The 13070-nt window shown below is 65.0% G+C and carries 8 protein-coding genes and 1 pseudogene; all 9 read right to left on the bottom strand.

The window, feature by feature from the left end; all coding sequences use genetic code 11:
* Positions 1 to 16 precede the first annotated feature (16 nt).
* The 9 genes and pseudogenes from GA0061098_RS23710 to GA0061098_RS23670 all read right to left on the bottom strand — a co-directional run bounded on the left by GA0061098_RS23710 (position 17) and on the right by GA0061098_RS23670 (position 12903).
* Positions 17 to 1096, bottom strand: coding sequence for a sensor domain-containing diguanylate cyclase (locus tag GA0061098_RS23710; RefSeq protein WP_091961982.1), 1080 nt, complete (start codon positions 1094 to 1096; stop codon positions 17 to 19).
* Positions 1096 to 4218, bottom strand: a complete 3123-nt coding sequence (locus GA0061098_RS23705; protein ID WP_165637566.1) for an EAL domain-containing protein — start codon at positions 4216 to 4218, stop codon at positions 1096 to 1098. Before GA0061098_RS23705 ends, GA0061098_RS23710 begins: the two co-directional genes overlap by 1 nt.
* 174 nt (positions 4219 to 4392) lie before the next feature.
* Positions 4393 to 5478: a branched-chain amino acid ABC transporter permease gene (locus GA0061098_RS23700; protein ID WP_201760019.1), complete on the bottom strand. Its 1086-nt coding sequence runs from the start codon at positions 5476 to 5478 to the stop codon at positions 4393 to 4395.
* Complete coding sequence (locus GA0061098_RS23695; protein WP_091961973.1) at positions 5475 to 6485, bottom strand: branched-chain amino acid ABC transporter permease; 1011 nt, start codon at positions 6483 to 6485, stop codon at positions 5475 to 5477. Before GA0061098_RS23695 ends, GA0061098_RS23700 begins: the two co-directional genes overlap by 4 nt.
* Positions 6482 to 7204, bottom strand: a complete 723-nt coding sequence (locus tag GA0061098_RS23690; protein WP_091961969.1) for a branched-chain amino acid ABC transporter ATP-binding protein — start codon at positions 7202 to 7204, stop codon at positions 6482 to 6484. The genes GA0061098_RS23695 and GA0061098_RS23690 overlap by 4 nt, the downstream gene beginning before the upstream one ends.
* Positions 7201 to 7971 (bottom strand): ABC transporter ATP-binding protein, encoded by a 771-nt coding sequence (locus tag GA0061098_RS23685; protein WP_091961966.1) that lies wholly within the window; start codon positions 7969 to 7971, stop codon positions 7201 to 7203. Before GA0061098_RS23685 ends, GA0061098_RS23690 begins: the two co-directional genes overlap by 4 nt.
* Before the next feature lie 192 nt (positions 7972 to 8163).
* Complete coding sequence (locus tag GA0061098_RS23680; protein ID WP_165637579.1) at positions 8164 to 9348, bottom strand: substrate-binding domain-containing protein; 1185 nt, start codon at positions 9346 to 9348, stop codon at positions 8164 to 8166.
* Positions 9349 to 9459: 111 nt separating this feature from the next.
* Positions 9460 to 11481, bottom strand: a pseudogene (locus GA0061098_RS47455) (acyl CoA:acetate/3-ketoacid CoA transferase); the annotation flags it as partial.
* Positions 11482 to 11592: 111 nt separating this feature from the next.
* The gene (locus GA0061098_RS23670; RefSeq protein WP_165637565.1) at positions 11593 to 12903 is read right to left on the bottom strand and encodes an MFS transporter; all 1311 of its coding nucleotides are present in this window, start codon (positions 12901 to 12903) and stop codon (positions 11593 to 11595) included.
* Between the last annotated feature and the right edge of the window lie 167 nt (positions 12904 to 13070).

Genomic DNA, 13070 nt, shown 5'->3' with positions numbered 1-13070 from the left:
CTCGCCACATTGCGCTTTAAGCGGTTTTGCGCTGGAAAGGGCCCGGAACCGCTGCGGCCTCCCTACCGAGGCTTGCGAATTCGGCGAGCACCCTTTCGGCGCAAATGACGCGGTTGCGGCCGAGGCGTTTGGCCACATAGAGCGCCTCGTCGGCCGCGCCCAGCAGCCGGTCGGGCCCGCCATCGGCGCCGCCGGGAACGTGGCTGGCGACCCCGACGCTGAGGGTGACGTGGTCGCCGGCGCCGATGGCGCCGTGGGCGATCCGCAAGGCGATGACGGCGCAGCGGATCTCGTCGGCGATGACGCAGGCGGTGTCGCAATCCATGTCCGGCAGGATCAGCGCGAACTCCTCGCCGCCATAGCGGCTGGCGAGATCGAGCGGACGCACGGCATACCGGCTGACCACCGAAGCGACGGCGCGCAGGCATTCGTCGCCGATCTGGTGGCCGTGGTGGTCGTTGAACAGCTTGAAATGATCGACGTCGACGAACAGCAGCGCCAGCGGCTTCTGCGTGCGCTGGGCGCGGGCCCATTCGGTCATCAGCATCTGGTCGAACGAGCGGCGGTTCGACAGGCCGGTCAACCCGTCCTTGGTGGCGAGCTCCTTCAGCGCCATCTCGGCGCGCTTCTGGTCGGTGAGGTCGCGCAGCGTCTCCACCACGGCGATCAGATGGCCGGCCTCGTCGTGGATCGGACCGGCGTCGATGGCGAGATAGAGCTGGCTGCCGAGCTTCGGCATCGTGCACCAGTTCTCCGCGGAAAAGCCGAGCCCGTTATGGCCGCGCGCGGCATACTCCGAATAGAACTCCGGAAGCCGCTCGGGCCGGTCGAGTGCGACGAGATCTGCGAGGCAGGGGCGCCTCGTCTCGTAGAACGCCTGCCAGTGCTTGTTGGTGCCGATCACCTCGGATGCGGCGAGGCCGGTCAACCGCTCGCAGGCCCTGTTCCAGATCACGACGCGGCGCTTGGGGTCGATCACGAAGGTCGGCACCACCAGATGCTGCATCAGCCGCACGGCATAGGAATCCGCGACGTCGACGGTTTTTGCCGACGTCTTGTTCGAGACCTTTCCTGACGACTTCCCTGGCTTCGCCATCAGGCCACCGCCGCCACCGGCAAGGCTCCGGGCAGGCCATCGCCCGAGCCGAACAGTTTCCGCACATCGCTGGCCGGCTTCGGCGGGCTGAACAGGTAGCCCTGCATCTGCGTGCAGCCGAGCGCGCGCAGCAGCTCGCGCTGCGCCTCGGTCTCGACCCCTTCGGCGACCGTGGTCATGCTGCTGGCGGCCGCGATGTTCACCACCGCCTGCACGATCACGGGTGCGCCGCTCGTCTCCGCGATGTCGGCGACGAAGCAGCGGTCGATCTTGATCTTGTCGAACGGGAAGCGCTTGAGATAGCTGAGCGAGGAGTAGCCGGTGCCGAAATCGTCGAGCGCGATGCGCACGCCGATCGAGCGGAGCTGGTGCAGGATCGAAAGCGCAGCTTCGTCGTCGCGGATCAGCACGGCCTCGGTGATCTCGAGCTCGAGCCGGCGCGGGTCCAGCCCGGAGGCGGCGAGAGCGCCCGCGATCCGCAGCGCCAGCGTGTCGCATTTGAGCTGCACCGGCGACACGTTGACCGCGACGCGCACATGCGACGGCCAGGTCGCGGCCTCGTTGCAGGCCATGCGCAGCACCCAGTCGCCGAGCTCGTTGATCAGGCCGGTGTCCTCGGCGACGGGAATGAACTCCGCCGGCGACACCATGCCGCGTTCGGGATGGCGCCAGCGCAGCAGCGCCTCGCAGCCCGCCACGTCGTTGGTGCGCAGGTCGACCAGCGGCTGATAGTGAATCTCGAAGCCGCCGTTCACCAGGGCCTGCCGCAGATCCTGCTCCATGCTCAGGCGCGCCTTGGCGCAGGCATCCATCTCCGGCTCGAAGAAACGGTGGGTGCGACGTCCCTCGGCCTTGGCGCCGTACATCGCGAGATCGGCGTTCTTGATGAGCTGGTCGAGATCGGTGCCGTCCTGCGGCGCCAGCGCGATCCCGATGCTCGCGTCGGTAGAGAGCTGATGGCCGAGACAATGATAGGGCTGCCGGATCGCCTCGTAGATCCGCGTCACGAAGGACACCACGTCGGCCGAGGACTGGATCCCGGTCTGGATGACGGCAAACTCGTCGCCGCCGAGTCGCGCGATGAGATCGCCGTGCTTGAGACAGCCACGGAGGCGGCCCGCGATCGCCTTCAACAGCTCGTCGCCGACGTGGTGGCCGAGCGAATCGTTGATGCCCTTGAATTCGTCGACGTCGATGTAGAGCAGCGCGAACTGTCCGCCATCGGCGACCCTCGCCAGCTCGCGTTCGATCTGCTCGCGGAACAGCGTGCGGTTCGGCAGGTCGGTCAGCGCATCGTAATGCGCCATATGCGCGATCTTCTCGTGGGCGCGCCGCCGCTCGGTGACGTCCTCGACGACATTGATGATGTAGCGCGGCTCGCCGGACTTGTCGCGGATGCCGATCCGGGTCGAGGTGATATAGCGCCGTCCGGTGGCCGGGGTATTCCAGATGTGCTCATCCAGGAACAGGCCGTTCGGCGACTGCAGCAGCTTGTCGTCGTCCCGGGTGATGATCTCGGCGTCTTCCGTCGGGTAAAGGTCGAACGCGCTCTTGCCGACGATCGACTCCGGGGTTTCGCCGAGCTGTTGCTCGGCCACCTGGTTGGCCAGGAGGTAGCGCCGCGTTCGGGCATCCTTCACGGTGATCCGCGAGGGAATATGGTCGATGATCTCGCGCAGGAAGGTGTGGTTGCGATCGCGCTCCTGTTCCAGGTGGCGGCGATCGGTGATGTCTTCGATCGTGGCGACCCAGCCGCCCTGGGCGAGCGGGGTGTTGATGACCTGGAAGGCGCGGCCATTGGCCAGTTGATGAATTCGCGTGGAGACCGTGCCTTCGGCGACGACCCTCATCACGTCCGCACAAAATTCCTCGACGTCGCCGTCAAACGCGCCGCGCTCCTGGCGATGATACATCGCCTCGCGGATGTGACAGCCGGGTTTGATGACGTCGTGGGAGAGGCCGAACATGTCGGCGTAGCGTCGGTTGCAGGTGACGATGGTGCCGCTCGCGTCGTAGAGGATCAGCCCCTGCGTCATGTTGTTCAAGGCGGTGTCGAGCCGCAGCCGCTCCGCTTCCAGCCGTTCCTGCGCTTCGCGGTTCTGCCGGTTGATCAGGCGGATGATCAGATAGAGGATCAGTGCGATCACGGCAGCCGAAAGGGCGGCGGTCGTGACCATGAAGCCGGTCTGCTGCCGCCAGTCCGCCAGAGCCGCGACTGTCGTGTTGGTGGCGACGATGACCAGCGGAAAATGCGTCAGCGACGCCGCTGAGCCGAGCCGCTCCTCGCCGTCGAGCGGGCTCCTGACGCGAAGCGTCTGCTGACCGCCCTTGGTCAGCACCTTCCGCATCAGCGGTGCATCCTTGAAGCTCCGTCCGATCAACTCCTCATGATGCGGATAACGCGCCAGCATCTTGCCTTCGCGATCGAACAGCGAGATGGCCGTGCCCTCGGCAAGCGCGACCGATGCGAAATAATGCTGGTAGCTGTCCGGATCGATCCGGCGGACCATCGCGCCGAGGAAGGTGCCGTCCGCGCCGTTCAAGCGGCGCGCTACGATCGTGGTCCATTTGTTGATGATGAAGCTGCGGACTGATTCCAGCAGCACCGGTTCGGACTGCGGATTGGTCTTGAATGTCTGAAAGTAGGCCCGCGACGAAACGTTGATCTTGGGCAGGGGCTGGGCTCGCGACCAGTTGATCAGCTCGCCGTCGGCATCGTAGATCGCGATATCGCCGAGGTAAGACACGGAGCTGATCTTGCTGCGCAGCATCTGGTTCGCCGCAGCTCCGGACATGCGCTCGCGGAACGTCGTCGGCGAGGTGATCTCCGTCAGGCTCATCTGACCGATCAGATCGGCGGCGACGACGTCGGAGTCCTCGAATTGCTGATCAAAATGCCGGGCGATCAGCTGGACCGTGTTTTCCAGCTCGCGCTCGCGGTTGGCCAGGGTGCGCTCGCGAAATTCACCGACGGCCACGGCCGTGACACCGAAGATGCCCGCGACCAGCAACACGCCGCACAGGGTCAGCCACAGGACAGGACCACGTCGCGCCAAAGCCTCCCAGCCGTTCCTTGCGGCTCGAGACATTCCGGCTGCCACCGTGGAAAAAACCTCGCGCATTCCCCCTCCCTGGAGGAACACGAATACACCGCACAAATGGCCTAAACCTTAGGAAAGCCAGTTACCTAAGCATTAATCCAGTTGCGCAATCGCGTCCGTGTGCAGCGGAGCGGGAATCGCGCCTTGGTTGTGTGGCCGGCGCAGCAATCGCCGCGCCGCATCATTAATCGCGCCTTAATGCGAGCTGCCCGCGCTCTTGTCGCCAGCAGGATTGCGCAGCCGTCCGACCACGCCGGTCGGGAAGAAATAGACGCTGGCGATGAACAGCAGGCCGAGCCACAGCAGCCAACGGTCGGGATGCAGCAGCCCCGGCAGCAGCGGCAGGCCGGCCTCCGACGCCGCCGTGGAGGCGACCCCCATCAGCGACTGTAAATAGTTCTGGGCGAGGATGAAGATGGTGGCGCCGATGATCGCGCCATAGATCGTGCCCATGCCGCCGATCACGACCATCAGCAGGATGTCCAGCATGATCGAGAAGCTGAGCGAGGTATCGGGACCGGCATAGCGCAGCCACAGCGCATTCAGGATGCCGGCGCTGGCAGCGACCAGCGCGGCGATGCAGTTGGCATAGGTCAGGTGGAACACCGTGCGGAAACCGAGCGCCTCGGCGCGAAAGCGGTTCTCGCGGATCGCCTGCAGCACGCGCCCGAACGGCGAGTTCACGACGCGGAGCAAAGCGAGGATCATCAGGGCTGAGACGGCGAACACCAGATAGAAGGTCAGGATGCGGCCGTTGACCTCGAAGCCGAACAGGTTTTTCGAGATCAGCACCGTGCCGGGCCGCAGCAGCTCCGGCAGCTGGAAGCTGCGTCCGTCCTCGCCTCCGGTCAGCCAGGACAGCTGCGAAGCCAGCACCTGGAAGGCGGAGGCGACCGCCAGCGTGATCATGGCGAAGAAGATCGCGGCGACGCGCAGCGAAAACAGCCCGATGGCGAGCGCGAGCAGGGCTGCGAGCGGCAGGCCGACGACGATGCCGGTGGCGACCGCGGCCCAATTCGGGCCCATCCCGTACAGCGCGATGGCGATGGCGTAGCTGCCGATGCCGTAGAACATGGTGTGGGCGAACGACACCGAGCCGGTATAGCCAAGCAGGAGGTCGTAGGAGGCGACCAGCGCGGCGAACACGCAGATCTTGGCAGCGACGTTCAGTGCCTTGGCACCCGGAAACAGGAACGGCGTCGCCGCCAGCGCCAGGATGATGACGACGAGAACGAGCGTGAGGATCCGGCTACGCGGCGGATCGCCTGACAGGATCATCATCGGCTGGTCACCGCATAGAGGCCGCGCGGCCGCCACATCAGAATGGCGACCATCAGCAGGATGTTGGAGACGAGGGCGAGCTTCGGCACCAGGAAGCCGCCGTAATTGGCAACCATGGCCACGAGGATCGCACCGATGAAGCAGCCGCCGATCGAGCCGAGGCCGCCGATGATAACCACGATGAAAATCAAGACGGTGAGATCGTCGCTCATGGAGGCATGAACTTGCTCGCGATAGAGCGCCCACATCACGCCGCCGAGGCCGGCCAGCGCCGATCCCGTCATGAACACGCCGAGGAATAGCCGGCGGATGCGATAGCCGAGCGCTTCCACCATCTCGCGATTCTCCACGCCGGCACGGATCAGGAGTCCGAGCTTGGTGCGGTTGAGCACGAGCTGGATCGCGATGAAGACGGCAAGGCCGATCAGCATCGCCAGCACGCGGTATTTGGCGATCGCGACGTCGCCGAGGATGAAGGAGCCGCGCAGCGACGCCGGCAGCGGCATCGGGATGATCTGGGGTCCCCACAGCGCATAGAGCGTCTGCTCGGCGACGATCAGGCCGCCGGTCGTCATCAGGATCTGCTTCAGGTGCTGGCCGTAGACCGGCAGGATCAGCACGCGCTCGACGACGAGGCCAAGGGCGCCCGACACCGCCATCGAGAGCAGCGCGGCCGGCGCCAGCACCGCCAGGTTCATCCAGAGCGAATCCGCCTGCATGGACGCTGCGAACGGCGCCAGCACCAGGGTCGCGACATAGGCGCCGACGGCGATGAAGGCGCCGTGGCCGAAATTGAGCACGTCCATCAGGCCGAACACCAGCGTCAGGCCCGAGGCCATGATGAAGATCATCATGCCCATGGCGAGGCTCGCCGCGGTCAGCGTCAGCCAGGTGCTGGGCGAGCCGATCAGGGGGATGGTCACGAGGGCGAGCGCGACCGGCAGCAGGATCGGCGCGATATCGCGCTTCGGCTTCGGCAGCGGATCGGTTGCGGCAAGGTCAGTCACTGATGCGTCTCCAGGCTCAGGCCGAGCAGCCGCTCCTGCAGCGGCACGTCGGCGGCGAGCGCCGCCATCTCGCCGCGATGAACGATGGTGCCGTTGTCCATCACGAGCACGTTGTCGCCGAGCTCGCGGGCGGCAAAGAAATTCTGCTCGACCAGGAGGATGGTCGCGCCCTTGCGCTTGATCTCCTTCAGGCACTCGATCAGCGCCATCACGATCGCCGGTGCGAGCCCCTTGGTCGGCTCGTCGATCAGCAAGAGCTTGCGCGGCTCGATGATGGCGCGCGCGATCGAGAGCATCTGTTTCTGCCCACCCGAGAGGCTTCCCGCCCGCGACAGCCAGAACCGGCGCAGCGCCGGGAAGAAGCCGAAGATCCAGTCGAGCTGGGTGTCGTCGAGCGGGCCGTCGCGCGCCGCCAGCACCAGGTTTTCCTTCACGGTGAGATCGGAGAACACCGCCATGCTCTCCGGCACGTAGCCGACACCGAGCCTTGCGATATCGGGCGTGGCGCGGCTCTCGATACGATCGCCAGAGAGGCTGATCTCGCCGCTGGAGGCCTGCCACAGTCCCATGATGGTGCGCAGCGTCGTGGTCTTGCCGGCGCCGTTGCGGCCGAGCAGCATCGTGGTCTGCCCCTGCGGGACCGCGAGGTCGATGCCCTGGAGGATGTGATAGCGACCGATATGGGTGTGGACGCCGGAGAGCCTTAAAAGATCAGTCATGCCGCACTCCCTGTCTTGGGCGCGACACCGAGATAGGCTTCCTGCACGATCGGCGAGGCGATCACTTCGGCAGGCGGGCCGTCGGCGACGAGCTGGCCGTTATGCAGCACGATGATGCGGTCGGCGAGCGAGCGCACCACGTCCATCTTGTGCTCGACCAGCAGGATGATCTTGCTCCTGTCCTGCTTGAGCTGCGCGATCAGGTTGAGCACCACAGGCACCTCGTCGATGCTCATGCCGGCGGTCGGTTCGTCGAACATGAAGACCTTCGGTTCCAGCGCGATCATCAAGGCGACCTCGAGCTTGCGCTGGTCGCCATGCGACAGCGCGGTCGCGGCGACGCCGCGGCGGCTGCCCAGCGCGACCTGGTCGAGGATGGCGTCGGCGCGCGCGATCAGGTCGCGGCGCACCATCCAGGGCCGCAGCATGTCGTAATGGGTGCCGTTCGCCGCCTGCACTGCGAGGCGGACGTTCTCTTCCACGGTGAGGTTCGGAAAGAGGTTTGTCAGTTGGAACGCGCGGCCCAAGCCTGCGCGCGTCCGCATCGGCGCGGAGTGCTGGGTGATGTCGGTGCCGCCAAACAGGATGCTGCCGGTCGATGCGCGCAGCTGGCCCGAGATCAGGTTGAAATAGGTGGTTTTGCCGGCGCCGTTCGGGCCGACGATCGCGGTGAGCTCGCCCGGACGGAACGTGCAGGTCACGCTGTTGACCGCAACATGGCCGCCGAAGCGGATGGTGAGGTCGCGAGTTTCGAGGGTGAGCGTCATGGGGGCCGGCGAATGATGAATGGAGATAGATCCGCGATCAAGCTGCGCTCCTTCCCCCGCGTGCGGGGGAGGGTAGGGGAGAGGGTGTCTCCGCAGGCGAGAACCCCGAAGAGGAGAAAGCCCTCATCCGGATCGCATCTGACGATACGATCCGACCTCTCCCGCAAGCGGGAGAGGTGAGCACCAGCGCTCTTACCGCTTGTTGCGGACGGGAACGTCCATGTCCTCGATCTTCAGCTCGCGCACCGGCTCGAGCACGGCCCAGGCGACGTTCGGATCGACCTTGACCTTGAAGGCGTACATGCTCTGCAGCGCCTGATGGTCTTCCTTCCGGAACACCATCTTGCCCTTCGGCGTGTCGAACTCCAGGCCTTCCATCGCAGTGATCAGCTTCTCGCTGTCGGTCGACTTCGCCTTGGTGACGGCGGCGACGACGGACATCGCGGCGGCAAAGCCGCCCGCGGTGAAGAAGTCCGGCGGCGCGTTGAAGCGCTTCTGGTGCTCGGCGACCAGCCAGTCGTTCACCGGGTTCTTCGGGATCTCGTAGAAATAATAGGTCGCGCCTTCCATGCCGGGCAGGCCCTTATAGGCGGCGAGCGCCGGCAGGATGTTGCCGCCGGTAGAGAGCTCGATGCCGTAGCGCTTCGGGTCCATGTCCTGCAGCTTGGCCAGCGGATTGCCGGCGCCGGCCCAGATCACCCAGATGACCTTGCGGCCCGGCTTGTCCTTTAGCGCATCGAACAGGCGCTGGCCTACCGCGGTGAAATCGGTGGTCGAGGTGGGAGCATATTCTTCGGCCGCGAGGGTCGCGCCGGTCTTGGCGAGCGCCTCCTTGAAGGCGGCGACGCCATCGCGGCCGAACGCATAGTCCTGTGCCAGCGTTGCGACGGTCACGCCCTGCTTGCCGATCGCGACCGCATTCGAGATCGCGTCCTGCGAGGAGTTGCGCGCGGTGCGGAAGATGTAGCGATTCCACTTCTCGCCGGTAATCTGGTCCGCGACGGCGGGCTCGACGATCAGGATCTTCTTGTTCTCCTCGGCGACCGGGAGAATGGCGAGCGCCGCGGCCGACGAGGTCGTGCCGATCGCGATATCGGCCTTGTCGTCCTGATAGGCTTCGGCGAGCGCAGCCTTGGCGAGGTCCGGCTTGCCCTGGTCGTCCTTGGTGATGATGACGATCTTGCGACCATCGAGGGTCATCGTGCCCTTGGTGGCGTATTCGAAGCCCATCTTCAGGCCGGTCTCGGTCTGCTTGGCGTAGGCCTCGAGCGGACCGGTCTTGCCGTAGATCAGCGCGACCTTGAGATCGTCGGCCCGTGCGGAGGTGCCCGCAGCGAGTGCGAGAATGGTTGTTGTTATGATGAGTGATCGACGCACGATGGTCCCTCCTGATTTAACGTTTCTCGGCAACAGCGATTTGCATAACACTACGAACATTGCAATTGAACCTTCCGGCCGAGCGCGTCGGCCTTTCGAGCATGCATCATTTTGGGCTGGCCGCGCATCGCCGGCTCCCTCGGTCTGACGCCGATCCGACTGCGCTTCGTCCGCGCTTTCGAAAATGTGCGGCGCGACGCCGCGCCGCTCCAGGGCTTCGCCGAGCTTGATGCGCAGGAAGCCCGACGTGGTGTAGCGCGACACGCCGGAATAGAAGCGATCGACGAGGCTGCGCACCATCGCCGAATAATCGTCCATCAGCTCCGGCAGGATGGAAAAATTGTCATAATTGACGATGGCGTAGACCCGGCGGCCAAGCGGAGCGAGCCTGGCTTCGACGATACCAGCGATGGTGTCGATCTCGGTCTTGCTGCGTAGCGGATAGCGCTCGAGATTGACGAAGAACAGGTTCTGCTGCTCGTCCAGCGTGAAGCGCTGGTCGAGCGGGATGGTGAGCAGGCGCTCGCGCAAATCCATGAGACCCTCACGGAAGATGCGATCGTCCATCAGCGCCGGCTCGCGCGGCATCCGCGGCTTGAAGTCCATCAGGCGCAGAATGTCGCGCTCGATGTCGATGCCGGGCGCGACTTCGGTGAGCTCGAGCCCGTCGGGCCTGAGCTCGAACACGCAGCGCTCGGTGACATAAAGCGTGCGCTGCTTGCGCGCGGCCGCGAACGGGCCGCTGAAGGTGACGTGCTCGACGCTCTCCACGAACTTGCGCGACTTGGCCTCGTCGAGAATGACAAGTTTCCCGTCCTTCACCGCGATGCGCTGCTTGCCCGCGCCGAAGGTGCCGACGAAGATGACTTCCTTGGCGTTCTGGCTGATGTTGATGAAGCCGCCGGCGCCCGCAAGCTTCGGCCCGAACTTGCTGACATTGAGGTTGCCGGCGCGATCGACCTGGGCGAGCCCGAGGAAGGCGGCATCCAGGCCGCCGCCGTCGTAGAAATCGAACTGATAAGGCTGGTCGATCACCGCCTGGGTGTTGATCGCCGCGCCGAAATCGATGCCGCTCGCGGGGATGCCGCCGATCACGCCCGGTTCCGCCGTCAGCGTGATGAGGTCGATGATCCGTTCCTCGTTGGCGACGGAGGCAATCCCCTCGGGCATGCCGATGCCGAGATTGACGACGCTGTTGGCCTTGAGCTCCAGGGCGGCGCGCCGGGCGATGATCTTGCGCTCACTGACCGGCATGACCGGCAGCGAGGCGGCGCGGACGCGGATCTCGCTTGAGAAGGCCGGATTGTACTGCGTGCCGAAGGTCTGCCAATGGTTCTCCGGCCTTGCCACCACGACGCAGTCGACGAGGATGCCGGGAATCTTGACCTGGCGCGGATTGAGGCTGCCGGCCTCGGCGACGCGCTCGACCTGGGCAATGACGATGCCGCCGGAATTATGTGCCGCCATGGCGATGGCGAGCGCTTCCAGCGTCAACGCCTCCTTCTCCATCGTGAGGTTGCCGTCGGGATCGCCGGTGGTGGCGCGGATGATGCCGACATTGATCGGAAAGGTCTTGTAGAGCAGGCACTCTTCGCCGCCGATCTTGATCAGCTCCACCATGTCTTCGGTGGTGCGCGCGTTCAGTTTGCCGCCACCGTGCCTGGGATCGACGAAGGTGCCCATGCCGACGCGGGTGACGTGGCCGGGCCGGTGCGCGGCGATGTCGCGGAATAGGTGTGTGATGACGCCCTGCGGCAAATTATAGGCCTCGATCTGACCCGCGATCGCAAGCTGCTGCAATTTCGGCGCAAGGCCCCAATGTCCGCCGATCACGCGTCGGACCAGGCCCTCGTGCGCGAAATGGTTGAGGCCGCGATTCTTGCCGTCGCCCTGGCCCGCCGCGTAGACCAGCGTGAGATTGCGCGGCTTGCCCTGCGTATAGGGGGCATCGCCCTCGTGGGAGAGATAGAGCTCCTCCAGTGCGATCGCGATCTCCTCGGCAAAGCCGATGCCGACGAAGCCGCCGGTCGCGACCGTGTCGCCGTCACGGATCAGCATGACCGCTTCGGCCGCGGTGACGACCTTGCCCTTCTCGGAATTGCGCAGATAAGGCAGAGCTGGGTGATGGCTCACGGCGTTCCTCCCGATCTCCTAGACCGTATGCCGTTATTGTGCGTTGATCCTATCGCGAGGAGCGCCCCTGGAACAGGCTGCTCCTCGCGGTGGACAAGGTGATCAGGACATTCAGCCCTGAACTATCTTGCGTGTTTCGGTGGCGAAATAAACCGAGACGATGGTGATCAGCGCCAGCGCGATCATGTAGAGCGAGATCGGCCAGGTCGCCGGCGCGTAGGCCGTCATCAGTCCCGTCGCGATCAGCGGCGACAGCGCGCCGGCGAAGATCGAGGCCAAGTTGTAGCCGAGCGAGACGCCGCTGTAGCGCACCTTGGTGCCGAACAGCTCCGACAGGAAGCTCGCCTGCGGGCCGTACATCGCGGCATGTCCGATGGCGAGGCCGAGCACGATTGCGATCCAGGCATATTGCGGGTTCCTGGTCGCCAGCAGCGTGAACAGCGGGAACGACATTAGCGCCGAGAACACCGCGCCGAAAATGTAGATCGGCCGCCGCCCGAGCCGGTCCGAAAGCGCGCCAAAGGCCGGGATGGTGAAGGTCTCGATCGCCGCGCCGATCAGCACGCTATTGAGCATGTCCTGCTTGTTCATGCCGAGCGACTGCGTGGCATAGGCGAGCACGAAGGTCGCGTAGATGTAGAAGAAGCCGTTCTCGGCGAAGCGCGCGCCCATCGCGAGCAGGATGTTCTTGGGATACATCCTGATCGCCTCCAGGATCGGCATCTTCACTTCCTGCTTGGTATCCTTGACCTTCTGGAACTCCGGCGATTCCGCGATGGTGAAGCGGATCCACAGGCCGACCAGCACCAGCGCGATCGAGAACAGGAACGGGATACGCCAGCCCCACGCCAGCAGCTGCGCATCGGTCAGCATCGCCGATACCACCGAGAAAACCAGCGTGCCGAGCACGAGGCCGAGCGGCGCGCCGAGCTGCGGCCAGCTGCCGTAAAAGCCCTTCTTGTCCGCGGGCGCGTGCTCGACCGCCATCAGCACCGCGCCGCCCCATTCGCCGCCGAGGCCAAAGCCCTGGATCAGGCGGCAGGTGACGAGCAGAATCGCGGCCCAGATGCCGGCGGTCTCGTAGGTCGGCAGGAATCCGATCGCCGCGGTCGCCACGCCCATGATCAGCAGCGTCAGATACAGCATGGTCTTGCGGCCGATCTTGTCGCCGTAATGCCCGAACACGACGCCGCCGAGCGGGCGCGCGATGAAGCCGAGCGCATAGGTCGCGAACGCCAGCAGCGTCCCCATCATGGGGTCGAAGGTCGGAAAGAACAGCTTGTTGAAGATCAGCGCCGCGGCGGTGCCGTAGAGGAAGAAGTCGTACCACTCGATGGCCGTGCCGATCAGGCTCGCGGTGGCGACCGTGACGTGCGAGGGCTGTTTCGCTTGAAGCTGATGGACCGAGATCGCTTCACTCATCCTTGCGTCCTCCCTGATTTGCGAAATGCGCATGTGCAGCATGCGTCATTGTGCAAAGCGAAGAGCAAGGTCCGCGCCAGATGCGGCCTCCCTACGCAAACTGGCCTAAATCCCGGCAATTTCCGCAATGGCGCCCGGACACAGCCGTTCGGCGCCATGTCCGGAAT

It is taken from the genome of Bradyrhizobium shewense (genome assembly GCF_900094605.1).
GTDB lineage: Bacteria > Pseudomonadota > Alphaproteobacteria > Rhizobiales > Xanthobacteraceae > Bradyrhizobium > Bradyrhizobium shewense.
This window is presented reverse-complemented; position numbering and strand designations above follow the sequence as displayed.

Coding starts and splice junctions, on each gene's coding strand:
- GA0061098_RS23710 (WP_091961982.1), bottom strand. CDS start 1,096: ATGGCGAAGCCAGGGAAGTCGTCAGGAAAGGTCTCGAACAAGACGTCG.
- GA0061098_RS23705 (WP_165637566.1), bottom strand. CDS start 4,218: ATGCGCGAGGTTTTTTCCACGGTGGCAGCCGGAATGTCTCGAGCCGCA.
- GA0061098_RS23700 (WP_201760019.1), bottom strand. CDS start 5,478: ATGATGATCCTGTCAGGCGATCCGCCGCGTAGCCGGATCCTCACGCTC.
- GA0061098_RS23690 (WP_091961969.1), bottom strand. CDS start 7,204: ATGACTGATCTTTTAAGGCTCTCCGGCGTCCACACCCATATCGGTCGC.
- GA0061098_RS23685 (WP_091961966.1), bottom strand. CDS start 7,971: ATGACGCTCACCCTCGAAACTCGCGACCTCACCATCCGCTTCGGCGGC.
- GA0061098_RS23670 (WP_165637565.1), bottom strand. CDS start 12,903: ATGAGTGAAGCGATCTCGGTCCATCAGCTTCAAGCGAAACAGCCCTCG.